Source organism: Pseudomonas moorei, assembly GCF_008801475.1.
GTDB lineage: Bacteria > Pseudomonadota > Gammaproteobacteria > Pseudomonadales > Pseudomonadaceae > Aquipseudomonas > Aquipseudomonas moorei.
This window is the reverse complement of the sequence record NZ_VZPP01000014.1, coordinates 54304-80960: the sequence shown is the minus strand read 5'-3', so window position 1 is coordinate 80960 and position 26657 is coordinate 54304. Positions and strand designations below refer to the sequence as shown.

The following is a 26657-nucleotide window of genomic DNA, read 5'->3' as shown; positions in this document are numbered from 1 at the left end:
GGCGATTGTCGCATGAAGATTAATCGCCGTCGGCCCTTCTGCGCGGGGTAATTTATGCGGACAATCGGCGCTTTTGCCAACGGGAGCCTGGAATGCCTGAAACGAAAACCCGCTGGGATATTTTTTGCACCGTGGTCGACAACTTCGGCGACATCGGTGTGACCTGGCGCCTGGCCCGACAACTGGTCACCGAGCATTCGCTGGCGGTGCGTTTGTGGGTCGATGATCTGCGCGCCTTCGAGCGCCTCTGCCCGCAAATCGACATCCACGCGTCGCAGCAATGGCAGCAAGGTGTCGAGGTGCGGCAGTGGATGGCGGACTGGCAACCCACTGAGGCCGCCGATGTGGTCATCGCCGCGTTCGCCTGCCAATTGCCAGGTGCTTACATGGAGGCCATGGCCGAACGGGAAAAACCACCGCTGTGGATGAACCTCGACTATCTGAGTGCCGAGGATTGGGTCGTCAGCTGCCATGGCTTGCCGTCGGTGAAATACAAGCAGGTGCAGAAGTTCTTTTTCTTCCCGGGGTTCAACCAGGGCACCGGTGGCTTGCTGCGTGAGAGGGGTTTGCTGGAGCGGCGTCAGCAATTTCAACAAGATCCCGAAGCGCAACGACTGTTCCTTCAAGGCCTGGGAGTCGATCGTGCGCCAGGCGCTCAGTTGATTTCGTTGTTTGCCTACGAAAATACCGGGCTGGCCAGTTGGCTGGATGCCATGGCGGGTGACGCGACACCCACTCACCTGTTGGTACCGGAAGGGCGGATTCTTGGCGATGTCGAGCGTTGGCTCGGGGTGGAGGGGCTGGCGGCGGGCGCCGTGCATGTGCGCGATGCCTTGACCGTGCAAGTGCTGCCGTTCGTCCGACAGGACCAATATGACCTGTTGCTGTGGAGCTGCAATTTCAATGCGGTGCGCGGCGAAGATTCTTTCGTCCGTGCCCAATGGGCGGGGCGGCCGATGCTCTGGCACATCTATCAGCAGGACGAGGATATCCATCTGGACAAGCTGGAAGCCTTCCTTGCGCTCTATGTGAAGGGCCTTTCCGGACCGGCTGGCGAGGCGATCAGCGGTCTCTGGCGGGCCTGGAATGCCGGTGAGAAAATGACCGATCACTGGCGATCGACCCGCAAACACTGGCCAGAGCTGGAAAAACACGCCCAGGCGTGGTGTCTGGAACAAGCCTTGCAGGCTGATCTTGCCACGGCGCTGGTACAGTTTTACCTAAATTGGATATGATACGCGGCCTAGATTTTTGTAAATCCCATCCAAATTCGGATATTCGCAATGAAAACTGGTAAAGAACTCAAACCCGGTACCGTGATCCGTATCGACAACGATCCTTGGCTGGTTCAGAAAGCTGAATTCACCAAGTCCGGTCGTAACAGCGCGATCATGAAGACCAAGCTGAAAAACCTGTTGACCGGTTACAAGACCGAGACCGTCTACAGCGCCGACGACAAACTGGACGACGTGATCCTCGACCGCAAAGAAGCGACCCTGTCCTTCATCAGCGGCGACTCCTACACGTTCATGGACACCACCGACTACACCATGTACGAGCTGAACGCTGAAGACATCGAAAGCGTACTGCCGTTCATCGAAGAAGGCATGACCGACGTTTGCGAAGCCGTGTTCTTCGAAGGCCGTCTGGTTTCCGTAGAGCTGCCGACCACCATCGTGCGTCAGGTTGACTACACCGAAGGTTCCGCTCGCGGTGACACTTCCGGCAAGGTGATGAAGCCTGCCAAACTGAAGAACGGTACCGAGCTGTCGGTTGCTGACTTCATCGAAATCGGCGACATGATCGAGATCGATACCCGCGAAGGCGGTTCCTACAAAGGCCGTGCCAAATAAGCACAGCTTCAGGAATGAAAAAGCCCGACCATTGAGTCGGGCTTTTTTGTGTCTGCACCCTTGTGGGAGCGAGCCTGCTCGCGATGGCGTCGGATCCCTGAGCATCGAAGTCAACTGACACTCCGCTATCGCGAGCAGGCTCCCCACTGGTTTTTTATTTCAGGTGCGCTTTGAGTTCTTGCGAAGCCTGCAGCATCGCCGAACGCACCGCCGGCACCTGACTCACCACGTTCAGCAAACCGTAGTCGTGGATCATGCCGTTGTAGCGAACCGAGGTCACCGGCACGCCGGCTTCGTCGAGTTTGCGCGCATAGGCTTCACCTTCATCGCGCAGGACATCGGCGCTGGCCGTCTGCACCAGGGCGGGTGGCAGGCCCTTGAGTTGCGCAGGGGTGGCCCGCAGCGGCGAGGCGTAGATCTCGTTACGTTGATTCGCGTCGGTGGTGTAGTTGTCCCAGAACCACTTCATCATGTTTTTGCTGAGGAAGTGCCCTTCGGCGAACTGGTTGTAAGAACCCGTCTCGAAGTTGGCGTCGGTCACCGGCCACAGCAGCACCTGGAACCTGATCGCCGGCGTTCCCTTGTCTTTGGCCATCAGCGCGACCACGGCCGCCATGTTGCCGCCGACGCTGTTGCCGGCCACAGCCAGGCGTTTGCCGTCGACGTTGATCTCTTTGCCGTGCTCGGCCACCCACTGGGTTGCGGCGTAAGCCTGGTTGATCGCCACCGGATAATGCGCTTCCGGTGACGGGGTGTAGTTGACGAACACCGCCGCCGCACCCGAACCGACAACCAGGTCACGCACCAGTCGTTCGTGGGTCGGGAAGTCTCCCAGTACCCAGCCACCGCCGTGGAAGAACATGAACACCGGCAATTCGCCCTTGACCCCGGCCGGCCGGACGATGGTCAGGCTCAGCGGCTGGCCGTCGACTTGAATGGTCTTCTGGCTGACATCGGCTTTTGGCAGCGTCAGCTTCACCCCGGCCTGCGCACCCACCAGTACGGCGCGTGCTTCGGCAGGTGTCATTTGCTCCATCGGTTTGCCAGTGCCGGCATTGAGCACATCGAGGAATGCCTGGGTGTTGTGTTCAACGTCGCCGGCAAATGCGCTCTGGATGGAAAAGGCGAGAAGGGTGCCGCTCAAGACTTTGCTGAAAGTGTTCATGTTCATTTCCTGTTCGGGCCTGGGCAATCAGCGGTTAGACGGTGACGTGAAGACGCACATCGATGTTGCCGCGGGTGGCGTTGGAGTACGGGCAGACCTGATGGGCCGCGTCGACCAGGGATTGCGCGTCGGCTTGTTCAAGGCCCGGCAGGCTGATGTGCAGGTCGATGTCCAGACCGAAGCCGCCAGGGATCTGGCCGATACCGACATGGGCGGTGATCGATGCGTCATCCGGGATTTTGCGTTTGGTCTGGCTGGCGACGAATTTCAGTGCGCCGATGAAGCAGGCGGAGTAGCCGGCTGCAAACAGTTGCTCAGGGTTGGTTGCTGCGCCGCCGGCACCGCCGAGTTCTTTCGGGGTGGCGAGTTTGACGTCGAGGATGTTGTCGCTGGAAACCGCACGACCGTCACGGCCACCGGTGGAAGTTGCGATTGCGGTGTAGAGAGTTTGCATGGTGAAAGCCTCGTTCGGATTGGTTTGTTTGCGCTAAATGTTTGCGCGCTAAGTAAGTACGAAATGAATGTATCGCGCAAATATTTTGTGCGCAATATAAATTTTTAAAAAAAACCTATTCAGAGATCGCGTCGATGCGACCGAATTGGCTGGAAGGCTCGATTTAGAGGCGCGGGAGGGGAAAGACGAGTCGCAAAAAAAAATTTGTGGCCGAGATTTCAGATACCCAGGCGATTCTTGTGGGAGCGGGGCTCGCCCGCGATAGCGTCCTGTCAGTCGACATCAATGGCGCTGACATACCGCCATCGCGGGCAAGCCCGGCTCCCACAGGATTCAGGTTTCCACAGGCAGGTGAAGGTGCTTTTAAATCAGGCTTTCTTGCAGGTGATGACGCAGCGCTTGCAGCTCCGCCTGCAGTTTTTGCAAGCGCTCCAGCGTCATGCCGCTCGCGCCGAGAATGCATTGGGGAATGTCACGGGCTTTGTCGCGCAAGGCGCGGCCCTTGGCGGTGAGTTCGACGATCACCACGCGCTCATCTTCACGGCTGCGAGTGCGACTGAGCAGACCTTCAGTCTCCAGGCGTTTGAGCAGTGGCGTGAGCGAGCCAGGATCGGTCAGCAAGCGTGCGCTGATTTCGCCTACGGTCAAACCGTCCCGTTCCCACAGCACCATCATCGCCAGGTACTGCGGATAGGTCAGGCCCAACGCCTGGAGCAAAGGCTTGTAGACCTTGGTCATCATCAGCGAAGTGGAGTGCAGGGCGAAGCAGGCCTGATTGTCCAGCAGCAGGTCGTCGCAGGTATCCGGGGTGTCGCGCTCGGTGGTCATGTCAAAGCCTTGATCAGTGATCTTCAGAATCTAGCGGGCGAATCTTTAATGCGCCAGACAATTCTCGACTAGTGGCGCCCCAAGTGGGTTTGCAGCACCTGATCCCAAGGCGGGATCGGGCTGAAACGGCTTTTCAGGTACTCCAGCAGCAAGCGGCTGCGGGAATTGGGTTGTTGTTCCAGGCGCAAGGCATAGATCCCGGAGCTCTCGGGTTTCGGCAGGCCGTTCTCGCAGAACAATGGCAACAGTTCACCGCGCAGCAGGTATTCACTGGCCAGCCAGGTAGGCAAATGCGCAATACCCAGTCCGGCCAATGCACCGCAGACCAGCGCCTCGGCATTGTTGGCGCTCATGCGCACCCGCGTAGGGCGGTGCAATTGCATTTGACCGTCTCGCTCGAAACGCCACGCGAAGGGGGGAGCCAAGCCATCCCAATCGAGGCCGTCATGGTCAATCAACTGAGTCGGATCGGTGGGTACGCCCCGGCGCTGCAAATAGTCGGGACTGGCGCAGGCGATGCGCATCATGCTCGCCAGCGGCGTGGCCACCAGCCGGGTGTCGGCCATCAGCCCGGCGCGCAGGACCAGATCGACCTTGCCAAGGTTCAAGCCCTGCATGTCGACAAAACTGTCAATCAGGTGCAATTGCACATCGAGGCCGGGGTAAAGCATCAAGAAATCGGCGATCACCGGCGCCAGATGCCGGCGACCGAACGCGGCCGGCGCATCGACCCGGATCAAACCTTCCGGCGCACTGCTGAGGGAGACGGCTTCCGCCCTGGCCAGGCGCAACTCGGCGACGATCCGTCGCGCACGCTCGGCAAAGGCCATGCCGGCCGGCGTGGCGCGCACCGCGTGGGTACTCCTGATGAACAACTGACTGCCGACGGCGCTTTCCAGGCTATCGATGCGCCGGGCCACCGCCGAAGGCGTAAGCGGATGCCGGCGGGATGCCGCAGAAAAGCTGCCGGTTTCCAGCACGTCCAGGAACAGGCCCAGTTGATCGGTCAATTGATTGGGATTCATGTGTGGTCAATGCCTGTGCGAAGTTGGCATAGCCATTGTGCGTTGCTGTGCGTTTCCGAGCCAGACCCAACTGCGTAGGATGAACCGCTTCACCTAAAGGGAAAAACTGCTGTGATTGAGTTTCTGATGTATCTGGTCTTCGGCGCAGCACTGGGAACCCTTGGCGGAATTTTCGGTATCGGCGGAGGCTTGATTGCCATTCCCTTGCTGGGTGTGTTTTGCGGTCTGGATCAGCAGATTGCCCAAGGGACGGCGTTGGTGATGGTCGTGCCGAATGTGATGCTGGCATTGTGGCGTTACCACCAACGCAACCGCATCGAGTTACGCCACGCGTTGCCGCTGGCTTCGATGGGGTTCTGTTTCGCCTGGATCGGTTCGATTTGGGCCGTGGGCGTTGATGCGCAAATCATGCGGATTGGCTTCGTCGCGTTTCTTGTTGCCCTGTCGGCCTACAACTTGGTGCGCATGTTCACCGCCAGCGCGCCGGCCTCGGCGCAGATGAATTATTCATGGCCCTGGCTGGGTGTGCTCGGCGCGGCGTCGGGGACCATGGGCGGGTTGTTTGGCGTAGGTGGGGCGGTCGTGGCGACGCCGGTATTGACCAGTCTGTTTGGCACGACTCAAGTGGTGGCGCAGGGCTTGTCGCTGGCGCTGGCACTGCCCAGCACGGGTGTCACGCTGGTCACCTATGCCGTACACCATCAAGTGCACTGGATGATTGGAGTGCCGCTGGCGATCGGTGGCCTGATGAGCATCAGTTGGGGGGTGAGAATCGCCCACGCCATGCCCGAGCGGTTGCTGCGTGGATTGTTCTGCGGCTTCCTGGTGTGCTGCGCGGTGATGCTCGCCTTTAAAGTTTGAAGCCTTCGACGATGTGGTCGGCCAGGCATTCGGTGATCGGTGACGGGTTGTGCAGGTTGCGCACCAGCATGATGCTGGCCTCGGGCAAGACCGGCAGGTCTTCGGCCTCACCGAGGATGCGCATGTCCGCCGTGATCAGGCTTTCCAGTTGCGCGGTCACCGCCAGGCCGGCGCTGACCACCGCCATGATCGCCGACAAGCTGTCGCTGTTGTACGCCACGCGATAATCGCGGCCCATGGCATCGAGGGCATTGCAGGCCCACAAGCGGCAGAAGCAGTCACTGTTGAACATCGCCAGCGGCAACGGAGTTTGTTCGTGGGCACTGAAACACTGGGCTTCGGCCCAGACGAAGCGTTCCTTGCGCAGTAGCTGGCCTATTTCGCTGCCTGGCTCGCGGGTCACGATGGACAGGTCGAGGTCCTGGCGCATCAGCAATTGCTTGGACGACTCGCAGTGCACTTCGATCTGGATCAGCGGATAGGACTGGGCAAACCGGCGCAGAATCCCCGGTAGAAAACGCATCACATAATCGTCCGGAGTACCGATCCGTACCGTGCCGACCATATGCGGTTCGCGCAAGGTGTTGAAGACTTCGCTGTGCAGCTTGAGGATGCGCCGGGCATACCCGAGCAAAACCTGGCCTTCCGCTGTCAGCCGAACCTGTCGGCCGTCGCGTTGGAACAGCTGACGCTGCAACACATCTTCTTCCAGCCGCTTCATCTGCATGCTTACGGCCGACTGGGTGCGGTTGACCAATTCTCCCGCACGGGTAAAGCCGCCTTGATCGGCGATGGCCACGAAGGTGCGCAGCACTTCGGTGTCGATGCTCGGGTAGGCGGACATTCATCAATCTCCGAGATATGTGACATCAGAAACATTCGTTGGATTGATCTTAGTCCCGGCGCGAGACTGGAGTCATCCAAAACGGAGGGCAACAAGATGAAAGGTCAACATGAATATCCAGCGGTAGAAAAACACTCGATCCACCTGGTATCCGATCTGCTGCACAAGTTCAGTCGCTGGTACGAACTGCACAAGGAGCGCGAACTGCTGGCGAGCCTGAGTGATGAAGCGCTGAAAGACATCGGCATGAGTCGGGCGGATGTCGAGTTCGAGTCGGTCAAGCCATTCTGGAACGACCCGATGCATAAATGATGAGTGCCACGCTACACAAACCACTTACCGGTGAGGTAGGTTGCGAGCAGACAAGGAGATGCCCATGCCCGCAACGTTGTCCTTTACCCTCAAACAGGCTCGGCGTCTGGCGCTGGCCGCCCAAGGGTTCAACGGGCGGCAGTCGCCAGCGACGATCAAGCCGCTTCAGGTCAACCGTCTGATCGAACGGCTGGGCATTCTGCAAATCGACTCGGTCAATGCCTTGGTGCGTTCGCACTACCTTCCGCTGTTTTCCCGCCTTGGAAACTACCCTTGCGACGTGCTCGACCAGGCCGCCTGGAGTCAGGGCCGACGCCGAACGCTGTTCGAATACTGGGGGCACGAGGCCTCTTTACTGCCCTTGTCGATGTACCCGTTGATGGGCTGGCGCATGCAGCGTGCGAGTCGTGGCGAAGACATTTATCAACAACTGGCGCGTTTTGGTCGTGAGCAGCAGGACGTCATTCGCCGGGTGCTGGCCTCCGTCGAGGCGCAGGGCGCGCTGGGGGCCGGCAGTCTGTCGACCCGCCAGGAGCGGGCCGGGCCGTGGTGGGACTGGAGTGCGGAAAAGCATGCGCTGGAATGGTTGTTCGCCGCCGGTGAAGTGACCGTGGCCGGCCGGCGCGGGTTCGAACGGCTTTATGATTTGCCGGAGCGGGTGATCCCCTCGGCGATTCTTGCGCAGCCACGGGTTGATGAGGCGCAAGCCCAGCGCGGACTGCTGTTGCATGCCACGACAGCGTTGGGCGTCGGCACGGAAAAGGATCTGCGCGACTACTTTCGCCTGAATCCCGCTGACAGCCGCCCACGTCTGGCGGAGTTGGTCGAGGCCGGCGAACTGCTCACCTGCGAGGTCGAGGGTTGGCGCCAGCTGGCCTATTGCTTGCCGGAGCCCAAGGTGCCACGCAAGGTCGAGGCCAGCGCCTTGCTTTCACCTTTCGATTCACTGATCTGGGAACGCAGCCGCACTGAACGCCTGTTCGACTTTCGCTATCGGCTGGAGATTTATACGCCGCAGGACAAGCGGGTCTACGGCTATTACGTCTTGCCCTTCCTGCACAACGAGCGGATTGCCGCACGGGTCGATTTGCGCGCCGAGCGGGCGGCTGGTCGATTGGCAGTGCACGCCGTGCATTTAGAAGAGCCAGGGTTGGATGACGAAGGGATGCTCGCCTTGGCGGCCAATCTGCGGCAGATGGCGGATTGGCTGGGGTTGGCACAGGTTCAGTTGAATTGCCCGCGGGCGAGTGCGGACAGGTTGCGGGTGGCATTGGCCAGCATTTGCGGTGATTGATCTGAGGGCATCGCTGGCAAGCCAGCTCCCACAGATGTTGCGTCGTGCACATTATTGCCCAACGACGTAAATCCTGTGGGAGCTGGCTTGCCAGCGATGGGGGCGATGCGAGTTAGCGTCGAACCTGCTTCAGGGTCTCGGCAATCAAAAACGCCAACTCCAGTGACTGGTCGGCATTCATCCGTGGATCGCAATGGGTGTGGTAACGATCAGACAAACCGTCTTCGGTAATCGGCCGCGCACCCCCGATGCATTCGGTAACGTTCTGCCCGGTCATCTCGATGTGAATGCCGCCGGCGTAACTGCCTTCGGCTTCGTGAACCTGGAAGAACTGCTTCACTTCGCCAAGAATCTGCGCGAAGTCACGGGTCTTGTAGCCGCTGCTGGCCTTGATGGTGTTGCCGTGCATCGGGTCGCAACTCCACAGCACTTGCTTGCCTTCACGCTGTACGGCGCGGATGAGCTGCGGCAAGTGATCGCCGACCTTGTTCGCGCCCATGCGCGCAATCAGGTTCAAGCGGCCCGGATCGTTGTCCGGATTGAGCACGTCGATCAGGCGAATCAGGTCTTCAGGGTTCATGCTCGGGCCGACCTTGACCCCGATCGGGTTGTTCACCCCGCGCAGGAATTCGACGTGGGCGCCATCGAGCTGACGGGTGCGGTCGCCGATCCACAGCATGTGCGCCGAGCAGTCGTAATAGTCGTTGGTCAGGCTGTCGCGACGAACGAAGGCTTCTTCGTAGTTCAGCAACAGCGCCTCGTGAGCGGTGAAGAAACTGGTCTCGCGCAGTTGCGGCGAACTGTCCATGCCGCAGGCGCGCATGAAGGCCAGGGTTTCATCGATGCGGTCGGCCAGGTGGCTGTATTTTTCCGCCAGGGCCGAGTTGGCGATGAAGTCCAGGTTCCACTTGTGTACCTGATGCAGATCGGCAAACCCGCCCTGGGCAAAGGCGCGCAGCAGGTTCAGGGTGGCGGTGGACTGGTGGTAGGACTGCAGCAGGCGCTCCGGGTCTGGCACGCGGCTCTTTTCGTCGAAACCGATACCGTTGACGATGTCACCCCGATAGGCCGGCAGGGTCACGCCGTCGATGGTTTCGTCGTTGGCCGAGCGTGGCTTGGCGAACTGTCCGGCCATGCGCCCGACCTTGACCACCGGGCAGCCGGCGGCAAAGGTCATGACAATCGCCATTTGCAGGAGCACCTTGAAGGTGTCGCGGATTTTCGCCGCGGAGAACTCGGCAAAGCTTTCGGCGCAGTCGCCGCCCTGCAACAGAAAAGCCCGGCCCTGGGTCACCTCGGCAAACTGACGGCGCAACTCCCGGGCTTCACCGGCAAACACCAGTGGCGGGTAGCTGGCCAGGGTTTGCTCGACTTGCAGCAAATGCGCCGCGTCGGGGTATTGGGGTTGTTGCTGGATCGGCAGGGCGCGCCAGCTGTCAGGGCTCCAGGGTTGGCTCATCGCGGTCTCTAATGTTTTACGCTCGGACATCCATGTTATCAGCAATTAGTGCGTGACCTGTTCCCGTCGCTTCGCGGACAATCGCGCCTTTGCCGCGCCCTGTTCGCGGTGTTATTGCGTTGCCGGGCCCGGTGACGATCAGGAGACGAAATGACTGAGGAGCGCGTCGAGCATCTGCTCGCCGAGGTGCAGGACGAATTTGGCGTGATTCGCGTGTTGGAAGTGGCCGATTACCGCTTTCTCGAATTCGGTGATGCCATCGAACAAAGCTGCGTCTTCACGGCCGATCCGAGCTGGCTCGAGTATGACTACACCCGGGCGATGCTGATCGGTGCGCTGTGCCACGAGCAGCCGGAAAGCGCACTGTTTCTCGGCCTCGGTGCCGGGACGCTGACCCAGGCGTGCCTCAAGTTCCTGCCGCTGGAGGATGTCGAAGCCATCGAGTTGCGCCCTGACGTGCCGCGTCTGGCCATCGAATACCTCGGGCTGGATGACGATCCGCGCCTGTACATCCGTGTGGGTGACGCGCTTGAGCTGCTCGACACTGCCGAGCCGGCGGACCTGATTTTTGTCGACCTGTATACCGATGTCGGTCCCGGCGTCGGGCACCTGGCCTGGTCTTTCCTGGAAAACTGCCAGAAACGCCTGAATCCTGGCGGATGGCTGGTGATCAATCAGTGGGCCACCGATGATGGCAAGCCATTGGGCGCTGCGTTGTTGCGCGGGCTTTATCATCGGCATTACTGGGAGTTGCCGGTAAAGGAGGGCAACGTGATTCTGATCGTGCCTTCGGACCTGGATCAGCACCTGGACATGGACGGCCTGATCGCCCGGGCCGAAGGGCTGGCGCCGCGGTTGGGGTACTCGTTGCAGTCGTTGATCAAGGCGATTCGGCCGGCGACCTGATTTATTGCTCGACCGGACTTCATCGCGGGATTGCCCGCGATGAGGCCATGGAAGCCAACACACATTTCACACGCCTTTGAAGACTCCGGGCCGTCGCTCCACCAGCGACAAAACACCTTCCCGGGCATCCTCGCTGCTCATCAGCTTCTTCACCAGCGCCGGCAACCCTTGCGCGGCCGCCGTTTCCCCCTCATAACGCGCCTGCCGGGCAGACATCAACGTTGCCTGAACCCCAAGCGGCGCCTGCCGGGCAATTCGCTCGGCCAGCTCGATTGCCCGGGGCAGCAAATCCTCGCTGGCCATGACTTCCTGTACCAACCCAAGATGCAAGGCATCATGGGCATCGAATTCGTCCCCGGTCAGCATCCAGCGCATCGCGTTACCCCAGCCTGCGACTTGATGCAGGCGCAGGGTGGCACCTCCGAAGGGAAATATGCCGCGTTGCACTTCCATTTGCGCAAAACGGGTGTTGCTGGCGCACAGGTTGATATCGGCGGCCAGCATCAACTCGATGCCGATCGTCAGGCAGTAGCCTTGCGCGGCGACAATCACCGGTTTGTTGACCCTCGGTCCGGCGAACACCCCCCACGGATCGCAGCCACCGGGGGGTGTCTGCCAGCCTTCGGTCAGCGCGGCGCTGGCGTTGACCAGGTCCAGCCCGGCGGTGAAATGCTCGCCATGGCCGAAGACCACCGCCACCCGTGCTTCGCTGTCTGCCTCGAACTCGCCGTAAGCCAGGCTCAATTCGTTGAGCAGGTCGAGATCGAAGGCGTTGCGTTTGGCGACCCGATCCAGGCCGATCATCAGGACATGACCACGCTTTTCACGGCTCACGCGGCTGGTGTTGAGCTCTTTCATGGTGCATTTCCTCGGGCGGGAAGGGCAGTCGGACCGACGGTCTGACTGTTCAAGATGAACCGTTTTAGCGCCATCGCCCGCAGGGCCGGGCCTTTGAAAAATAGACGCTTGTCAGATTATCCGCAAAGCCTGTGACAGAACGCCGTGCGCGGGAGTTTTGCGATAAAAAAAGCTCCCTTTTTCAGCAAATTCCGGTATAGTGCGCGCCGGCCTTTAGCCGGGCCGCGTTTAGGTAGAGCAATTCCCCGAAGTCAGCTTCGGCTGCACGTCCGCATCGCGGACTCTCCTTGACGATTCTTTTCATTCATTCGTTTTCGCAAATCCCCGCCGACAAAGCTGCCAGGGCGACTCTTGAGTCTCAACACGGCATGCGCAGCTTTGGAGCATGGGTCTTTGCGGATGCACTTAGAGGCAGACCCATGACCCAGGAAATCGGCGGCTTCGCCGCTCTTGAACTTCATCCCAATATTGTCGCTGCAGTAGTCGCTACCGGCTATGAAGAGCCTTCGGCCATTCAGCAGCAGTCGATTCCGATCATTCTCGCCGGTCACGATATGATTGGTCAGGCGCAAACCGGTACCGGTAAAACCGCTGCCTTTGCCCTGCCTATCCTGCACCGCATTGATCCGTCCAAGCGCGAGCCGCAAGCTCTGATCCTGGCCCCAACTCGTGAGTTGGCGCTACAAGTTGCAACCGCTTTCGAAACCTACGCCAAGCAAATGCCGGGCGTAACTGTTGTGGCTGTCTACGGCGGCGCGCCGATGGGCCCACAACTGAAAGCAATCCGTAATGGCGCACAGATCGTTGTCGCCACTCCGGGCCGTCTGTGCGACCACCTGCGTCGCGACGAAAAAGTACTGGCCACCGTTAACCACCTGGTTCTCGACGAAGCCGACGAAATGCTCAAGCTGGGCTTCATGGACGACCTGGAAGTTATCTTCAAGGCCATGCCGGAAACCCGTCAGACCGTATTGTTCTCGGCCACCTTGCCACAATCGATCCGTGCCATCGCTGAGCGCCACCTGCGCGATCCGAAGCACGTGAAGATTCAGAGCAAGACCCAGACCGTTACCGCGATCGAACAGGCTCACCTGTTGGTTCACGCTGACCAGAAGACTTCAGCCGTTCTCAGCTTGCTGGAAGTGGAAGATTTCGATGCGCTGATCATGTTCGTGCGTACCAAGCAAGCGACCCTGGACCTGGCCAGCGCCCTGGAAGCCAAAGGCTACAAAGCCGCTGCGCTCAACGGTGACATTGCCCAGAACCAGCGTGAGCGTGTGATCGACTCCCTCAAGGATGGCCGTCTGGACATCGTTGTGGCGACCGACGTTGCTGCTCGTGGCCTGGACGTTCCGCGCATCACTCACGTGTTCAACGTTGACATGCCGTACGACCCGGAGTCCTACGTTCACCGTATCGGCCGTACCGGCCGTGCCGGTCGCGAAGGTCGCGCGCTGTTGCTGGTGACTCCACGTGAGCGCCGCATGCTGCAGGTCATCGAGCGTGTAACCGGTCAGAAAGTTGCCGAAGTTCGTCTGCCGGACGCTCAAGCCGTTCTGGACGCGCGCATCAAGAAACTGACCAACAGCCTTTCGCCGCTGGTGGCTGAAGCTGAATCGACCCATGGTGATCTGCTGGATCGCCTGACTGCCGATATCGGTTGCAGCCCGCGTGCCTTGGCCGCAGCCCTGCTGCGCAAGGCGACCAACGGTCAAGCGCTGAACCTGGCCGCTATCGAGAAAGAGCGTCCACTGGTGCCGAACAACGCACCACGTGGCGATCGTCCAGAGCGTTCCGGTGATCGTCCTGAGCGTGGTGACCGCGAGCGTCGCGCACCAATCCCTCTGGCCGAAGGCCGTGCTCGTTGCCGTACCGCGCTGGGCGCGCGTGATGGCATCGCTGCCAAGAACCTGCTGGGCGCCATCCTCAATGAAGGTGGTCTGGCTCGTGAAGCCATCGGTCGCATCCAGGTTCGTGACAGCTTCAGCCTCGTTGAGCTGCCGGAAGATGGTCTGGAGCGTCTGCTGACCAAGCTGAAGGACACTCGCGTTGCCGGTAAGCAGTTGAAGTTGCGTCGCTACCGCGAAGATTGATCCGCTTTCGGGCTGATTGATCGCACATAAAAAATCCCCGACTGGTTCGGGGATTTTTTTTTCCTGCTGATTTGTGCCTGGCTTGACCGGTACGAATCGGCCTGGCGGATCAACCGAAACGATAGATGTCCATGCCCAGTGCGCCCATGGTGAATCCTTGGTGGACGACACTGAACTGACCGCCGGCACTGCGGGCAAAGTACAGCGGCAGCAAGTGTTCGTCGCTGGGATGGTTGCGCACGGCATTCGGTGCTTGTTGTCGATAATCGTGCAGGGCCGCTTCATCGTTGGCCGCAAGTTTTTCGATCATCCAGTCACGGAATGCCAGCGCCCACGGCTCGACACTCTCGGGACCGGCATGCCAGTCCAGTTCCCGCAGGTTATGGGTGATGCTGCCTGAACCGATCAGTAACACGCCTTGCGCACGCAGGCTGCTCAGGGCATGGCCGACGCGGGTCAGCAGGGCTGGGCCGCCACGGGTGGGCAGGGAAACCTGCACGATCGGGATATCCGCCAGTGGATACATCAGTGACAGGGGTACCCAGACACCGTGATCGAAAGGCCGGTCAGGGTCGATGCGAGCGGGGAGGTTGCTGGCCTTCAACAGTTCGACGACCTCGGCAGCCAGTTGTGGATTGCCGGGTGCTGAGTACTGAACATCAAACAAGGCTTTGGGGAAGCCGCCGAAGTCATGCCAGGTGTCAGGTCGTGGATTACCGCTGACCAACAGTTCATTGCTCTCCCAGTGCGCAGATACAATCACGATGGCTTTGGGTTTCGGCATCTCTGCCGCCAGGCGAGCCAGGGCGGGCCCGCTGGCGCCAGGTTCCAGGGCTAGCATGGGAGAACCATGGGATATGTACAGGCTGGGGAACATGAACGAGCTCCTGAGGGTTAAGATGGCACCATCTTCAATCAGATCATTGATCTAAATCTAATATAAGTTTTAGGGTGTTTTGATCGAATTTTCGGGGTTATTTATGCAGCCGGAGTTTTGGCACAAGCGATGGGCGTCGAATCAGATCGGCTTTCATCTGCTGGAAGTGAATCCTTATCTGCAGCGGTTCTGGCCGGCGTTGGGCCTGGAAGAGGGTAGTCGCGTTCTGGTGCCCTTGTGTGGGAAGAGTCTGGATGTGTTGTGGCTCGCTCATCAGGGGCACGAGGTTCTGGGCGTTGAGCTGTCGGAAAAAGCCATCGAGGACTTTTTCAGCGAGCATCACTTTGATCCTGTCGTCAGCGAGCAGGGGCCGTTCAAGGTTTATCGCGCAGGCTCCATTGAGCTTTGGTGTGGTGACTTCTTCGAGCTGACAGCCGGCGATGTGGCTGATTGCGCTGCGTTATATGACCGGGCCGCATTGATTGCGCTGCCGCCTTCGATGCGCGAGCAATATGCCACGCATTTGAAGCGGATCCTGCCCAAGGATTGCCATGGGCTTTTGATCACGCTCGATTATGACCAGGCTCAAATGGACGGCCCACCGTTTGCCGTGCTGGATGACGAAGTGCAGCGATTGTTTGGCCAGGCATGGTCGCTAAAAATCCTGGAAGATCAGGACGTGCTGAGCGAGAGCGGGAAGTTTCTGGAGGCAGGCGTTACGCGACTTGAAGAGCGGGTGTATCGGGTGTCCACCCGGTAATTTTTAGCGACTGCTGTAGCTACTTTGCGAGCAGTCCTTGTTCAAGCTAGCAAAAAAAGGCCCGCATCACTGCGGGCCTTCTTGTTTATCAGGGAGTCTCTCAGCCCCGGCGACGAGCCAGCGCATCGATACGCTCTTCCAGCGGCGGGTGGCTCATGAACATGCGGGCAAAGCCCTGTTTGATGCCACCGTTGATGCCGAACGCGTTCAGGGTGTCAGGCATGTGCACCGGCAGTCCCTGTTCCGCACGCAGGCGTTGCAGGGCGCCGATCATCGCAGCCGTGCCGGCCAGTTGTGCACCGGCTTCGTCAGCGCGGAATTCGCGTTTGCGCGAGAACCACATGACGATGGCGCTGGCCAGGATACCCAGGACCAGTTCAGCGAAAATGGTCGCCACGTAGTAGGCAATGCCCTGGCCTTCTTCGTTCTTGAAAATCACCTTGTCGACAAAGTTACCGATGATCCGTGCGAAGAACATCACGAAGGTGTTCACCACGCCCTGGATCAATGCCAGCGTGACCATGTCGCCATTGGCCACGTGGCCGATTTCGTGGGCCAGTACGGCTTTCACTTCATCGGGTGAGAAGCGCTCGAGCAGACCCTGGCTCACTGCGACCAGCGCGTCGTTCTTGTTCCAGCCGGTGGCGAATGCGTTCGCTTCGTAGGCTGGGAAAATCCCGACTTCAGGCATCTTGATCCCGGCTTCGCGGGACAATTGCTCGACGGTTTGCAGCAGCCATTGCTCGTGACGGGTGCGTGGCTGGGTAATGATCTGGGTGCTGGTGCTCATCTTCGCCATCCACTTGGAGATGAACAGCGAGAACAGGGAACCGGCGAAACCAAAGACCGCACAGAAAATCAGCAGCTGATTGAGGTTGAGGTCAACCCCGTTGGCCGCCATGAACCCGTTGAAGCCGAAAAGGCTCAGGGTGATGCTCGCAATCAGCACGACCGCCAGGTTAGTGGCCAAAAACAGCAGGATGCGCATCATGGTTGTAGAAATCTCCTTTTGCTAAAGATGTAGCGTACTGCGGGGTATATAAGGTGCTGCACCGGGGTATTCAACCAGGTGACTATTTCAAACTGTGTCCTACGGCAAAAGCTTAGCTGCTTGCAGGGCATTTCCGATGGTCCAGCAGGAAGGGTTTGTAAGGCATTGGATGTCGCAGGCCCCGACGTTGTTAGTCACGGACCGGTAAGTGGGTATAGATGATGAATTGAGGCTTCGGTGGGCGGCGGGGCACATACATGTGTTGCTGAATGAATCACCGTGCGACCGCTGAAGGTGTCGCACGGTGAAAATCCGCTCATTGGCGATAGGACTTGAGGAAGTTGCCAATGCGGCCGATGGCCATGTCCAGGTCATCGACACGCGGCAGGGTCACGACCCGGAAATGGTCTGGCCATGGCCAGTTGAAGGCCGTGCCTTGCACCACCAGTAGCTTCTCGGAGAGCAGCAGGTCGAGGACGAACTTCTCGTCGTTGTGGATCGGGCAGACTTTCGGATCGATGCGCGGGAACGCATACAGCGCGCCCATCGGCTTGACACAGCTGACCCCTGGGATGTCGTTGAGCAATTCCCAGGTACGGTTGCGCTGCTCCAGCAGCCGTCCTGGCGGCAACACCAGATCGTTGATGCTCTGATATCCGCCCAGTGCGGTCTGGATCGCATGCTGGCTCGGCACGTTGGCGCACAGGCGCATGTTGGCCAGCATGTCGATGCCTTCGATGTAGCTCTGGGCATGGTGTTTGGGGCCGGAAATGGCGATCCAGCCGGAACGGAATCCAGCGACCCGATAGGACTTGGACAGACCGTTGAAGGTCAGGCACAGCAAGTCTGGCGCCAGGGATGCCGTGCAAATGTGCACGGCATCGTCGTACAGGATCTTGTCGTAGATCTCGTCGGAGAACACCACCAGATTATGCTGGCGGGCCAGTTCCAGCATGCCCAGCAACACTTCTTTCGAGTACACCGCACCGGTGGGGTTGTTCGGGTTGATGATCACCAGCGCCTTGGTGTTCGGGGTGATCTTGGCCTTGATATCTGCCAGGTCCGGCCACCAGTTGGCCTGCTCGTCACACAGATAGTGCACCGGGTTGCCGCCCGACAGACTGACTGCGGCGGTCCACAACGGGTAATCCGGCGCCGGGACCAGCACTTCGTCGCCATTGTTGAGCAGGGCCTGCATCGACATCACGATCAGCTCGGAAACGCCGTTGCCCAGGTAGATGTCTTCAATGCCGACACCTTCCACCTGCTTCTGTTGGTAGTACTGCATGACGGCCTTGCGCGCACTGAACAGGCCTTTGGAGTCACTGTAGCCCTGGGCGGTCGGCAGGTTGCGGATCACGTCCTGGAGGATTTCGTCCGGTGCTTCGAAACCAAAGGGCGCCGGGTTGCCGATGTTCAGCTTGAGGATGCGATGGCCTTCCTCTTCCAGGCGTTTGGCGTGCTTGAGCACTGGGCCGCGAATGTCGTAGCAGACGTTGGCGAGCTTGTTCGATTTGCTGACCTGCATGGCGATGTGTTCCCGAAAATGAACGATCCAGGCGGCGAATGAACAACCGTACTGGGAATCCTGCGTAATCACACAGGTCTGACGCCTTGAGAGGCAGCACCCATAAATCCGTTTGAATGCGCGTGGTCTGGCTGCCAGACTGGCGTTTGACGAGGCGCAATCATACGTGCCGCCCGATCCGTGGAAAAGGTACAGATCGGGCTTTTTCAGCCGCTGAGGTGTGACGATGGAAAAGTTGGAAAAAACCCTGGAAGAATGGAAAGCCATGCTCGATCCGGAGCAGTACAACGTATGCCGGCTCAAGGGCACCGAGCGCCCGTTCTCCGGCAAGTACAACGACACCAAAACCGACGGTGTCTACCACTGCATCTGCTGCAACGAACCGCTGTTCGACTCAAGGACCAAGTTTGATTCCGGTTGCGGCTGGCCAAGTTTCTACGAACCGATCGCTGACAGCGCCATGATCGAGATTCGCGATGTCAGCCACGGCATGATCCGCACGGAGGTGGTTTGCGCCAAATGCGATGCGCACCTGGGGCACGTATTTCCAGATGGACCGCCGCCAACCGGCCTGCGTTACTGCATTAACTCCGTGTGCCTGGATCTGGTCCCCCGCGCCTGACCCGATGCGTGGTAATGCCGTGGTAGGAGCGGGCTTGCCAGCTCCTACAAATTTCGGTCCGCTACTTTTGCGACTTTTGATTAATTAAATTGCACACAATTCAATTGCTCGCTATTTTGTGATCTCATCCTTTTATCCGGAACCTCAAAACATGAGCGACAACCTGCTAAGCATCCCTTGCACCACCATCAAGGGCGAGCAAAAGACCCTGGCGGATTTCGTCGGTAAAGCCGTGTTAGTTGTCAACACCGCCAGCAAATGCGGTTTCACCCCGCAGTACAAAGGTCTTGAAGAGCTGTGGCAGACCTATAAGGATCAAGGCCTGGTCGTGCTGGGCTTTCCCTGCAATCAGTTTGGCAAGCAGGAGCCGGGCAACGAAGGGGCGATTTCCGAGTTTTGCGAGTTGAACTACGGTGTCAGTTTCCCGCTGTTCAAGAAAATCGATGTCAATGGCGCCAGCGCCCACCCCCTGTTTGTGCAATTGAAAAAGCGTGCACCGGGTGTGCTCGGCTCCCAGGGTATCAAGTGGAATTTCACCAAGTTCCTGATTGGCAAGGACGGCCAGTTGGTCAAGCGTTTCGCCCCGGCGACCAAGCCGCAGGACCTGAGCCGCGAGATAGAAGCCTTGCTTAAATGAACAGCTTGTCAGTCGATTCGCTGAATCTCGACAGCCAGCTCTGCTTCAAGCTGTACGCCGCTTCCCGCGCGGTCATTCGCGCCTACAAGCCGATGCTCGATCAGTTGGGTCTGACCTATCCGCAGTACCTGGCGATGCTGGTGTTGTGGGAATGGCAGGAGACAGCTCCCGAGCAACCAACGGTCAAGGCGCTGGGTGAGCGCCTGGCCCTGGATTCCGGCACGCTCACGCCGCTGCTCAAGCGTCTGGAGCAGTTGCAACTGGTCCAGCGGCAGCGCTCGGCGCGCGATGAGCGTGAGGTGCACCTGAGCCTGTCGCCTTCCGGCCTGGCGTTGCGCAATCAGGTCGGGCCATTGAAGGCTCGCCTGCTCTGCGACAGCGGTGTGGATCTGGATCGTCTGAATGAGCTGCGCGATGGCCTCGATCACCTGTTGGGGCAAATCAAGGCGCTGTCATAACGGGAATCCACACGTCCAGCAGAGCGGCCAGCTCTTCCCGGCGAAAGGGTTTGGCCAGGTAGTCGTTCATGCCCGCTGCACGGCATCGTTCGCGTTCTTCGGACATGGCGTTGGCGGTCAGGGCGACGATGGGCAACTGTGGCCAGCGCCCGCTACGGCGGATTTGCCGGCTGGCCTCATAGCCATCCATCACCGGCATGTTGCAGTCCATCAGCACCAGATCGAACTCCTTGAATTCCAGCTGATCCAGCGCCTCCGCACCGTGCGCAGCGACAGTGACATCGCAGCCGAGTTTCCCGAGCATGCCTTTGGCCACCAGTTGGTTGACCGGATTGTCCTCCACCAGCAGCACCCGTCCACGTCGCTGCGGTGAGTGAATGTCGATCCGGGTGTCGCTGAGCGGGCCGCCATCCGGTTGCAGGATGCGTCGCAAGGTCTGGTACAGCGCGTTGCGTGCCAAGGGGCGTGCCTGTTGCTGCAGCGGGGCGAGGGCGCTGACCTGTTCGCCGGGCATGAAGCTGCCGTAAGCGGTCACCAGCAGAATCGGCGCGGTGAAGGTAGGGCGCAGGCTGAACAGGCATTCGGGGCAATCGGTAATCAGCACGTCGGGTGCCAGACCGATCAGTGGGTCATCGATGGAGAGCTGTAGATACTCAAGTCCCCAGCCTGGCAACAAGTTGCCGAGCAATTCCGCCAACCCGCTGCTGGCTGCGGTGATCGCGATAATTTTGCCTTGCAGCGAAGGCGCAGCCAGTGCCCGGGTGTGTCGGGGTAGCGGCAGTTCCGCGCAGAACTGGCTGCCGAAACCCGCTTCGGAGCTGATGGTGAGGCGCCCCTGCATGGCTTCGCAGAGGTTGTAGGTCAGGGCCAACCCCAATCCGGTGCCGCCGAACTGCCGGGTAATGCCAGCACCGGCCTGGGTGAAGGGCTGGAAAATTTTCACCTGGGCGTCCTGCGGGATGCCTATGCCCGTGTCACAGACCTCGATTCGGACGCCGTCGCCGAAGGTCGACAGGCGCACATCGACCCGTCCGAACCGGGTGAATTTGAGGGCATTGGACAGCAGGTTGCTGACGATTTGCCGGACTCGGGTCGGATCGCCGAGGACCAGCGCCGGAAAGTGCGGATCGATCAGGCACGTCAATTCGACACTCGGCGCAGCGTTCTGTGACAGCAGGTTGGCGGTGTCTTCGATCAACGAGCCGAGGTCGAACGGGATGTGTTCGAGCTCGAGCTGGCCGGCATCGAACTTCGACAGATCCAAAATATCGTTGAGCAATTCCACCAGCACTTTGCCCGAGTCGTGGGCGATGGACAGTTGTTGCTGCTGCTCTGGATTGAGCGGGCCGTCGAGGGACAGCGCGATCATCCCCAGCAGGCCATTAAGGGGAGTGCGAATTTCATGACTCATGTTGGCCAGGAACACCGAGCGTGCTTCAGCCATGTCCAGGGCTGTGCTGCGAGCGGTTTCCAGTTCCTGGTTGGATTGGCTGAGCCGGGCGTTGATCGCCTTGAGTTCCGCGGTGCGGGCCGAAACGATGTTTTCCAGTTGACCGAGATAGTCGGTCAGGCGATTTTCGGCGTTGCGCCGCTGCTGGATTTCAGTCTCGACGTTCTCGAATTGCTGATTGGCCACTTTTACCAGCACTCCGATTTCATCGGCGGCGTGCCCCGCCGGGCATTCCAGTGAACTCGACTCCATGCTGCGAGAGTCGCGGCCGCTGAGTTCGCGAATGAGGCGCACCAAGGGTTTGGTCAGCATCACGTAGAACAGCGCCAGCAAAATACCCGTCAGGATCAGGCTGCGGGCGAAACCGTTGAGCAGGGTCACTTCGGCTCGACGCAGGAAGCGGTAGCCGAAGGAGTAGGTATCGACATCCAGTCGCAAAGTGCCGAGGGATTCGTTCGGCAAGTGATCCAGGTACAAGCGATCTTCGAACTGGCGGTCGGCACCGAACAGGAAGTCGCTCAGCAGGCGATAGCCACTTTGCAGGCCCGGGCGTTTGACGTCCGCCAGCACATTGCCATTGTTGTCGACCAGTTTCGCGCCGATGATCGCAGGCGAGCGCAGCAGGCCCAGGGTCAGTTCCTGGGCAAGTTCGGCGTCGATGTTGTAAGCGATACGTGAGGCAGGGTTGTGGCTGATTTGCAGTAAAGACTGTATTTCCCGGTTGATGGAAGCGTCTTCACTGGCATAATCGATGCCAATCTGTAGCAGGCTGAGCAGCATGCCCAGGATTAAACCGACCAGCACGGTAACGCGCGCCTGCTTGTAAGACAGGCGGTTGGTGAACTTGATATCCATGGGGTGTTGAACCACTTCCATTTCCCTTCGCTGCTCAAGCATAGCCGATCATGCATGGATACCGATGTGCTCGCGAGCCCTTTGCACAAGGGGCTGATGCTCATCTACCGCCTTGCATTGTCGCTGTATCGCCATCATTACTGTGAATGTGCTCGAGGAGAAGACGTGGATTCCCGATTGAATGCTTTTCTTGAACGCGCCGACGCCGTTCTGGCGCGCATCGAGCCGCTGTTGCCTGCCCCTCGGCAAGCCATCGACTGGACTCAGAGCCTGGCGGCTCGCTGGCAGCGTGAGGGGCGCAGCGGCTTTCTGTTGCCCCTGGAAGTCAGTCTCGACATGCGTCTGTCCGACCTGATCGGCGTCGATCGGCAGGTGGAGCAACTGGGGCGCAATACCCGGCAGTTCCTCGATGGCATGCCGGCCAACCACGCGCTGCTCTGGGGTTCGCGCGGCACCGGTAAATCGTCGCTGGTCCGCGCTCTGCTGGCCGAACACGCCAAGACCGGTTTGCGCCTGATCGAAATCGAACGCGATCATCTGGCGGATCTGCCTCGGGTGGTTGAACAGATTGCCAAGCTGCCGCAACGTTTCGTGTTGTTCTGCGATGACCTGTCGTTCGAGTCGGGCGAAGGCGATTATCGCGTGCTCAAGAGCGTACTCGACGGTTCGCTCGAGCAAGCGCCGGATAACGTTTTGCTTTACGCCACCTCCAACCGTCGCCACCTGGTGCCGGAAAAGGAAAGCGATAACGAAAACTGGAAGCGGGTCGACGGCGAGCTGCATCCGAGCGAGGCGGTGGAGGACAAGATTGCCCTGTCGGATCGCTTCGGGCTTTGGCTGTCGTTTTACCCGTTTACCCAGGAGCACTTCCTCAATGTGGTCGAGCATTGGATCGGCCAGTTGGCCGACAAGGCCGGCCTCAAGTGGCAGCGCGATGAGCAGTTGGACATCCTCGCAGTGCGTTGGGCCACCGGGCGCGGCAATCGCAACGGACGTTGCGCGTATCAATTTGCCCGCTATTGGGTCGGGCTGAAACTGTTGGAGCACAAGGCATGATCGATTTACAGCAGAGCGGCCAGGGCCTCGAAGGTTACGGCATGCTGCATGCGCAGCTTGAATCCTTGTTGGCGGACGAACGGGACTTCATCGCCAACGCCGCGCAGTTTTCGGCATTCCTGTTCAATCAGCTCGACGATCTGAACTGGGCCGGTTTCTACCTCAATCGCAATGAAGAGCTGGTGCTCGGCCCGTTTCAGGGGCAGATCGCTTGCGTGCGGATTCCGTTCGGACGCGGTGTTTGCGGGACGGCGGCGGCGACTTTGCAAACGCAATTGGTCGAAGACGTGCATGCATTCCCGGGACATATCGCCTGCGACAGTGCGTCGAACAGCGAACTGGTGGTGCCGTTGGTCAAGGACGGACGCTTGATCGGCGTGCTGGACCTCGACAGCCCGAAACTGGCGCGTTTCACCACACAGGATCAGGCCGGCATCGAGCAACTGGCAGCGATTTTCCTGCGCCTGACCGATTGCTGATCAAGCCCGCAGGCCAGCCTTGATCAGCAGGCCTGACGGGTCCACCGCATCGATCTGCCGGGGATCGAGGAAGCGCTCGGCGTACTGCAAGTAAATGTGGGCGTTGATGAACAACCCGAACAACTCGGGATCGATGTGGGCGTCCCGGCACATGTTGGCCATGATGCCCAGCGCCTCGCTCAAGGTCTTGGCTTTCTTGTAGGGGCGGTCAGCAGCGGTTAGCGCCTCGAAAATATCGGCTATCGCCATCATTCTGGCTGGCAGGCTCATCTCTTCGCGCTTCAAGCGTTTTGGATAACCGGTGCCATCCATTTTTTCGTGATGGCCACCGGCAATTTCCGGGACGGTGCGCAGGTGACTGGGGAAGGGCAGGTGATTGAGCATCAGGATTGTCTGCACCATGTGATGATTGATGATGAAGCGCTCTTCGTTCGTCAGGGTGCCTCGGGCAATGCTCAGGTTGTACAGCTCGCCACGGTTGTATTTGTAGCGTGGCACATCGAGTTTGAAGCCCCATGGGTTGTCCGGTGAAATCAGTTCGGACTCGATTCGCTCGAACAGATGTTCGGGTTTGTCTGCCAGCAGCGATTCGCTGACCGGCAGCGTTGGTGCTGGCGTGCGTGCCTGGCGCCGGCTCTCTTCCCAGGAAACCCCCAATCGGTCATCCAGGGTTCGTGTCCAGGTGCGTTGGCCGATGCTGCGCAGGCGTTTCAGGTCAGCGTCAGCCATGGCCTCGCCGCCGAGATTGCAGCGGGCAATGAACGCGAAATCATCATCCAGCTCCGCCAGCGTGGCATGGCGCAGTTGCGCCAGATGTTGCTCGTCACCACCTTCGGCAAGGGCTTGCCAATAGCTGATCCAGGCATCGCGCTTGAGCACTTCGAAACGGGTGCGGATTTCGTGGATGCGGTCGTTCAGGGTTTCCAGCTTCGTGGCTTTATCGACGACATACTCAGGGGTGGTGACCTTGCCGCAGTCGTGCAGCCAGGCAGCGATGTGCAACGCTTCCCATTCATCCTCGGTGGGTCGATAACCGCTGAAAGCCGGGTCCTGACTGGCCGCAGCCGCTTGGGCGAGCATCAATGTCAGGGCCGGGACGCGTTGGCAATGCCCTCCCGTATAGGGGCTCTTGGCGTCGATCGCGCCGGCCAGCAGTTTGATGAAGGCGTCCAGCAACTGTTTTTGTCGGGCTTGCAGGCGCTGGCTTTCGATACTCACCGCAGCGGCACCGGATACAGCCTGTAGAAACGCAATGCGGTCGGGGCGGAGTTTTTCCAGGTCGCTCTGGTTGCCACTATCGGCCAACAGAAACACCAGCAAGCCCACGGTTTCGTTATGCCGATTGTGCAAGCGGATGCCGATCAAATGAACGCGAGGGCAGTTCAGAGCGAGCAACACCTTCTGCAAATCCCCAGCCTCCTCGAAGCCAAGATGGGTGACAACGTTGTCGGCATTCGACAGCTGCTTTAGCCAGGCTGGGCTCTGTGGATCTTGAAGTTCATGCCCGCGGATATCGAAGGATGATGGCGTTTCAGAGGTGTCATTGATGACCAGCCCCATGGGCTCCATGCAATCACCATCGCCTTCGCGAAGGTAAATCAGGCCGGCCTGGGCCTGGCCGATCTTCAGAGTTTCAAACAGCACCTGTTCCAGCAGGGGGGCGAAACGGGTTTCGGCGCTCAGGCTGTCGGTGATCTGGAAGAAACTCGCCAGGGTCTCTTTCATGCGCGCCATCGATACGCTCAGTTGGTCGACTTCCAGCACCGGAGAACGGCGGGTAACGGGAAAGTTGAAATTGAAACTGCGAATTGCATCCGCCTCCTTTACCAGCGCACGCAAGGGTTTGACCAGGACCCTCGACGTCAGCCAGCCGAGTGGAATGCACAACAGCAGCGTCGCGAGGGTAATCAGCGCCCCTTGCCAGCGCATTCGATAGGCATCGGCGAGCAGTTCATCTTCGGGGACCAGTAGCGCCAGTTGCAGCCCTTGCGGGCCGCCCTCCTGCATGCTGCTGCGGGCCACGATCCATTGGCGACCGCTGGCACTCAGGCGGTTGCCTTCCGGCGGGCGATTGAGCAGTTCACCAAGACTGGGGCTCAGGTCGGCGGCCTTGATCAGGCGGGCGGTTTGATCATCGACGATCAGTCGGCCGCTGTCGGGATACGCGACAGCATTGCCCGCGGCATCGAATAGCACGATTTCGGTGGCTGGCGTCACCACGTGTTTGGCCAGCGTGGCGCTGAGTTCTTCCAGGGTCAGGTCGGCACCCATCACGGCATGCTCGCCGCTGCGACGGGCCAGGGTGGTGCCGACGTTGTGGGTAGAGAAAAAGACGTAGGGCTCGGTGGTGATCTGGTCGCTGTCGCGGCTGGCGCTGGAAAACCAGGCACGGCTTCGTGGATCGTAGGTGTCGGCCGGATAGTCATGACGACTGATGAGGGTCAGGGTCTGATCGAAAAACAGCGATTGGGAATGGGTCAGGCCCTGGCGGTCATGTTCGATGCTCCATACCTGATAGGCCGCTGTTTCCGGGGCTTTGAGCAGCGCTTTCAACTGAGGGGTGCGCAGCGGGCGCACCATGAAGAAGTCACCGGTGTCATAACCCAGGTAAAGCGATGCCAGATCGGAGTTGTCCTTGAGCGACTGACTGAAGGGTTTGAGCAGGACCAGGCGCTGCTCCAGGTTCACGCCCTGTGCCGCCGGGTTGTCCACCAGCAGGCTCAACAGGTGACGAATCGGCTCGTAAGTAGCCCGTAGATCCTGGCGGACATCCTGCTCGATACGGTTGAACAGCTTTTCACTGCTGGAAAGAATGATCTGCGTGGTTTGCCGATAGTTGAAAATACCCAGCACCACTCCGGTCAGCAGCAATAGCAGCGTGAACATCACACTGATATGGACATGCAGGGGAAACCGCCGTTGATCCGGGCGCAGTGGGCTGGGCATGCAGTTCACTCCATGAGGGTTAACACACTGCTCAGCGCCCAAGCAT

Annotated in this window: 25 protein-coding genes; 13 read left to right on the top strand and 12 right to left on the bottom strand. The window is 59.5% G+C overall.

Annotated elements, in window-relative coordinates; translation table 11 throughout:
* Nucleotides 1–92: 92 nt before the first annotated feature.
* Together earP and efp are read left to right on the top strand one after the other, a co-directional pair.
* Complete coding sequence (earP, locus tag F7R06_RS24660) at nucleotides 93–1235, top strand: elongation factor P maturation arginine rhamnosyltransferase EarP (RefSeq protein WP_090318073.1); 1143 nt, start codon at nucleotides 93–95, stop codon at nucleotides 1233–1235.
* Nucleotides 1236–1283: 48 nt separating this feature from the next.
* Nucleotides 1284–1853: an elongation factor P gene (gene efp, locus F7R06_RS24655; RefSeq protein ID WP_008057003.1), complete on the top strand. Its 570-nt coding sequence runs from the start codon at nucleotides 1284–1286 to the stop codon at nucleotides 1851–1853.
* 154 nt (nucleotides 1854–2007) lie between these two features.
* On the opposite strand, the gene F7R06_RS24645 is transcribed toward efp, so the two are convergent.
* The 4 genes from F7R06_RS24645 to F7R06_RS24630 all read right to left on the bottom strand — a co-directional run bounded on the left by F7R06_RS24645 (nucleotide 2008) and on the right by F7R06_RS24630 (nucleotide 5325).
* Entirely contained in the window at nucleotides 2008–3018 is a 1011-nt protein-coding gene (locus tag F7R06_RS24645; RefSeq protein WP_090318076.1) for an alpha/beta hydrolase, read from the bottom strand.
* A 34-nt stretch (nucleotides 3019–3052) separates the two neighbouring features.
* Nucleotides 3053–3472, bottom strand: a complete 420-nt coding sequence (locus F7R06_RS24640) for an organic hydroperoxide resistance protein (protein ID WP_076027979.1) — start codon at nucleotides 3470–3472, stop codon at nucleotides 3053–3055.
* A gap of 363 nt (nucleotides 3473–3835) precedes the next feature.
* On the bottom strand, nucleotides 3836–4300 hold the full coding sequence (locus tag F7R06_RS24635) for a MarR family winged helix-turn-helix transcriptional regulator (protein ID WP_090318078.1): 465 nt from the start codon (nucleotides 4298–4300) through the stop codon (nucleotides 3836–3838).
* Nucleotides 4301–4368: 68 nt separating this feature from the next.
* Nucleotides 4369–5325: a LysR family transcriptional regulator gene (locus F7R06_RS24630; RefSeq protein WP_090318079.1), complete on the bottom strand. Its 957-nt coding sequence runs from the start codon at nucleotides 5323–5325 to the stop codon at nucleotides 4369–4371.
* A gap of 111 nt (nucleotides 5326–5436) precedes the next feature.
* On the opposite strand from F7R06_RS24630, the gene F7R06_RS24625 reads away from it, so the two are divergent.
* On the top strand, nucleotides 5437–6186 hold the full coding sequence (locus F7R06_RS24625; RefSeq protein WP_090318081.1) for a sulfite exporter TauE/SafE family protein: 750 nt from the start codon (nucleotides 5437–5439) through the stop codon (nucleotides 6184–6186).
* Here F7R06_RS24625 and F7R06_RS24620 read toward each other — a convergent pair.
* Nucleotides 6176–7030, bottom strand: a complete 855-nt coding sequence (locus F7R06_RS24620; RefSeq protein WP_090318082.1) for a LysR substrate-binding domain-containing protein — start codon at nucleotides 7028–7030, stop codon at nucleotides 6176–6178. The genes F7R06_RS24625 and F7R06_RS24620 overlap by 11 nt on opposite strands.
* 96 nt (nucleotides 7031–7126) lie before the next feature.
* Here F7R06_RS24620 and F7R06_RS24615 point away from each other — a divergent pair, with 96 nt between their 5' ends.
* Both F7R06_RS24615 and F7R06_RS24610 read left to right on the top strand, forming a co-directional pair.
* Entirely contained in the window at nucleotides 7127–7342 is a 216-nt protein-coding gene (locus tag F7R06_RS24615) for a DUF1127 domain-containing protein (RefSeq protein ID WP_090318083.1), read from the top strand.
* Between the two features lie 64 nt (nucleotides 7343–7406).
* A complete protein-coding gene (locus tag F7R06_RS24610) occupies nucleotides 7407–8636 on the top strand; it encodes a winged helix-turn-helix domain-containing protein (protein ID WP_090318086.1) in 1230 nt (409 codons plus the stop codon).
* A 112-nt stretch (nucleotides 8637–8748) separates the two neighbouring features.
* On the opposite strand, the gene F7R06_RS24605 is transcribed toward F7R06_RS24610, so the two are convergent.
* Nucleotides 8749–10095: a class II 3-deoxy-7-phosphoheptulonate synthase gene (locus F7R06_RS24605; protein WP_090318089.1), complete on the bottom strand. Its 1347-nt coding sequence runs from the start codon at nucleotides 10093–10095 to the stop codon at nucleotides 8749–8751.
* A gap of 150 nt (nucleotides 10096–10245) precedes the next feature.
* Here F7R06_RS24605 and F7R06_RS24600 point away from each other — a divergent pair, with 150 nt between their 5' ends.
* Nucleotides 10246–11001, top strand: coding sequence for a spermidine synthase (locus tag F7R06_RS24600; RefSeq protein WP_090318093.1), 756 nt, complete (start codon nucleotides 10246–10248; stop codon nucleotides 10999–11001).
* 66 nt (nucleotides 11002–11067) lie between these two features.
* Here the strand turns inward: F7R06_RS24600 and F7R06_RS24595 are convergent, their stop codons facing one another.
* Nucleotides 11068–11859, bottom strand: a complete 792-nt coding sequence (locus F7R06_RS24595) for a crotonase/enoyl-CoA hydratase family protein (protein ID WP_090318096.1) — start codon at nucleotides 11857–11859, stop codon at nucleotides 11068–11070.
* 419 nt (nucleotides 11860–12278) lie between these two features.
* Here F7R06_RS24595 and F7R06_RS24585 point away from each other — a divergent pair, with 419 nt between their 5' ends.
* Nucleotides 12279–13952, top strand: coding sequence for a DEAD/DEAH box helicase (locus F7R06_RS24585; protein WP_090318099.1), 1674 nt, complete (start codon nucleotides 12279–12281; stop codon nucleotides 13950–13952).
* A gap of 109 nt (nucleotides 13953–14061) precedes the next feature.
* On the opposite strand, the gene F7R06_RS24580 is transcribed toward F7R06_RS24585, so the two are convergent.
* Entirely contained in the window at nucleotides 14062–14829 is a 768-nt protein-coding gene (locus F7R06_RS24580) for a DODA-type extradiol aromatic ring-opening family dioxygenase (protein WP_090318102.1), read from the bottom strand.
* A gap of 103 nt (nucleotides 14830–14932) precedes the next feature.
* Here F7R06_RS24580 and F7R06_RS24575 point away from each other — a divergent pair, with 103 nt between their 5' ends.
* Entirely contained in the window at nucleotides 14933–15589 is a 657-nt protein-coding gene (locus F7R06_RS24575; RefSeq protein ID WP_090318106.1) for a thiopurine S-methyltransferase, read from the top strand.
* Nucleotides 15590–15689: 100 nt separating this feature from the next.
* On the opposite strand, the gene htpX is transcribed toward F7R06_RS24575, so the two are convergent.
* Both htpX and F7R06_RS24565 read right to left on the bottom strand, forming a co-directional pair.
* Nucleotides 15690–16580, bottom strand: a complete 891-nt coding sequence (htpX, locus tag F7R06_RS24570; RefSeq protein WP_047527200.1) for a protease HtpX — start codon at nucleotides 16578–16580, stop codon at nucleotides 15690–15692.
* 316 nt (nucleotides 16581–16896) lie between these two features.
* Entirely contained in the window at nucleotides 16897–18108 is a 1212-nt protein-coding gene (locus F7R06_RS24565) for a pyridoxal phosphate-dependent aminotransferase (RefSeq protein ID WP_007983502.1), read from the bottom strand.
* A gap of 226 nt (nucleotides 18109–18334) precedes the next feature.
* Between F7R06_RS24565 and msrB the strand changes: the two genes are divergently transcribed.
* The 3 genes from msrB to F7R06_RS24550 all read left to right on the top strand — a co-directional run bounded on the left by msrB (nucleotide 18335) and on the right by F7R06_RS24550 (nucleotide 19825).
* Complete coding sequence (msrB, locus tag F7R06_RS24560; protein ID WP_090318109.1) at nucleotides 18335–18730, top strand: peptide-methionine (R)-S-oxide reductase MsrB; 396 nt, start codon at nucleotides 18335–18337, stop codon at nucleotides 18728–18730.
* A 151-nt stretch (nucleotides 18731–18881) separates the two neighbouring features.
* Nucleotides 18882–19367 carry a glutathione peroxidase gene (locus F7R06_RS24555; protein ID WP_090318111.1) on the top strand — a complete coding sequence of 162 codons (486 nt, stop codon included), beginning with the start codon at nucleotides 18882–18884 and terminating at the stop codon, nucleotides 19365–19367.
* Nucleotides 19364–19825 carry a MarR family winged helix-turn-helix transcriptional regulator gene (locus F7R06_RS24550; RefSeq protein ID WP_090318114.1) on the top strand — a complete coding sequence of 154 codons (462 nt, stop codon included), beginning with the start codon at nucleotides 19364–19366 and terminating at the stop codon, nucleotides 19823–19825. The genes F7R06_RS24555 and F7R06_RS24550 overlap by 4 nt, the downstream gene beginning before the upstream one ends.
* On the opposite strand, the gene F7R06_RS24545 is transcribed toward F7R06_RS24550, so the two are convergent.
* On the bottom strand, nucleotides 19809–22130 hold the full coding sequence (locus tag F7R06_RS24545) for a response regulator (protein ID WP_174552468.1): 2322 nt from the start codon (nucleotides 22128–22130) through the stop codon (nucleotides 19809–19811). The two genes, F7R06_RS24550 and F7R06_RS24545, sit on opposite strands and share 17 nt — an antisense overlap.
* Nucleotides 22131–22295: 165 nt before the next feature.
* On the opposite strand from F7R06_RS24545, the gene F7R06_RS24540 reads away from it, so the two are divergent.
* Both F7R06_RS24540 and F7R06_RS24535 read left to right on the top strand, forming a co-directional pair.
* Nucleotides 22296–23186 (top strand): ATP-binding protein, encoded by an 891-nt coding sequence (locus F7R06_RS24540; RefSeq protein ID WP_090318120.1) that lies wholly within the window; start codon nucleotides 22296–22298, stop codon nucleotides 23184–23186.
* Complete coding sequence (locus F7R06_RS24535) at nucleotides 23183–23665, top strand: GAF domain-containing protein (RefSeq protein WP_090318122.1); 483 nt, start codon at nucleotides 23183–23185, stop codon at nucleotides 23663–23665. The genes F7R06_RS24540 and F7R06_RS24535 overlap by 4 nt, the downstream gene beginning before the upstream one ends.
* Here the strand turns inward: F7R06_RS24535 and F7R06_RS24530 are convergent, their stop codons facing one another.
* A complete protein-coding gene (locus F7R06_RS24530; RefSeq protein ID WP_090318125.1) occupies nucleotides 23666–26611 on the bottom strand; it encodes an HD domain-containing phosphohydrolase in 2946 nt (981 codons plus the stop codon).
* Nucleotides 26612–26657: the final 46 nt, after the last annotated feature.

Coding starts and splice junctions, on each gene's coding strand:
- earP (WP_090318073.1), top strand. CDS start 93: ATGCCTGAAACGAAAACCCGCTGGGATATTTTTTGCACCGTGGTCGAC.
- efp (WP_008057003.1), top strand. CDS start 1,284: ATGAAAACTGGTAAAGAACTCAAACCCGGTACCGTGATCCGTATCGAC.
- F7R06_RS24645 (WP_090318076.1), bottom strand. CDS start 3,018: ATGAACACTTTCAGCAAAGTCTTGAGCGGCACCCTTCTCGCCTTTTCC.
- F7R06_RS24640 (WP_076027979.1), bottom strand. CDS start 3,472: ATGCAAACTCTCTACACCGCAATCGCAACTTCCACCGGTGGCCGTGAC.
- F7R06_RS24635 (WP_090318078.1), bottom strand. CDS start 4,300: ATGACCACCGAGCGCGACACCCCGGATACCTGCGACGACCTGCTGCTG.
- F7R06_RS24630 (WP_090318079.1), bottom strand. CDS start 5,325: ATGAATCCCAATCAATTGACCGATCAACTGGGCCTGTTCCTGGACGTG.
- F7R06_RS24620 (WP_090318082.1), bottom strand. CDS start 7,030: ATGTCCGCCTACCCGAGCATCGACACCGAAGTGCTGCGCACCTTCGTG.
- F7R06_RS24615 (WP_090318083.1), top strand. CDS start 7,127: ATGAAAGGTCAACATGAATATCCAGCGGTAGAAAAACACTCGATCCAC.
- F7R06_RS24610 (WP_090318086.1), top strand. CDS start 7,407: ATGCCCGCAACGTTGTCCTTTACCCTCAAACAGGCTCGGCGTCTGGCG.
- F7R06_RS24605 (WP_090318089.1), bottom strand. CDS start 10,095: ATGAGCCAACCCTGGAGCCCTGACAGCTGGCGCGCCCTGCCGATCCAG.
- F7R06_RS24600 (WP_090318093.1), top strand. CDS start 10,246: ATGACTGAGGAGCGCGTCGAGCATCTGCTCGCCGAGGTGCAGGACGAA.
- F7R06_RS24595 (WP_090318096.1), bottom strand. CDS start 11,859: ATGAAAGAGCTCAACACCAGCCGCGTGAGCCGTGAAAAGCGTGGTCAT.
- F7R06_RS24585 (WP_090318099.1), top strand. CDS start 12,279: ATGACCCAGGAAATCGGCGGCTTCGCCGCTCTTGAACTTCATCCCAAT.
- F7R06_RS24580 (WP_090318102.1), bottom strand. CDS start 14,829: ATGTTCCCCAGCCTGTACATATCCCATGGTTCTCCCATGCTAGCCCTG.
- F7R06_RS24575 (WP_090318106.1), top strand. CDS start 14,933: ATGCAGCCGGAGTTTTGGCACAAGCGATGGGCGTCGAATCAGATCGGC.
- htpX (WP_047527200.1), bottom strand. CDS start 16,580: ATGATGCGCATCCTGCTGTTTTTGGCCACTAACCTGGCGGTCGTGCTG.
- F7R06_RS24565 (WP_007983502.1), bottom strand. CDS start 18,108: ATGCAGGTCAGCAAATCGAACAAGCTCGCCAACGTCTGCTACGACATT.
- msrB (WP_090318109.1), top strand. CDS start 18,335: ATGGAAAAGTTGGAAAAAACCCTGGAAGAATGGAAAGCCATGCTCGAT.
- F7R06_RS24555 (WP_090318111.1), top strand. CDS start 18,882: ATGAGCGACAACCTGCTAAGCATCCCTTGCACCACCATCAAGGGCGAG.
- F7R06_RS24550 (WP_090318114.1), top strand. CDS start 19,364: ATGAACAGCTTGTCAGTCGATTCGCTGAATCTCGACAGCCAGCTCTGC.
- F7R06_RS24545 (WP_174552468.1), bottom strand. CDS start 22,130: ATGGATATCAAGTTCACCAACCGCCTGTCTTACAAGCAGGCGCGCGTT.
- F7R06_RS24535 (WP_090318122.1), top strand. CDS start 23,183: ATGATCGATTTACAGCAGAGCGGCCAGGGCCTCGAAGGTTACGGCATG.
- F7R06_RS24530 (WP_090318125.1), bottom strand. CDS start 26,611: ATGCCCAGCCCACTGCGCCCGGATCAACGGCGGTTTCCCCTGCATGTC.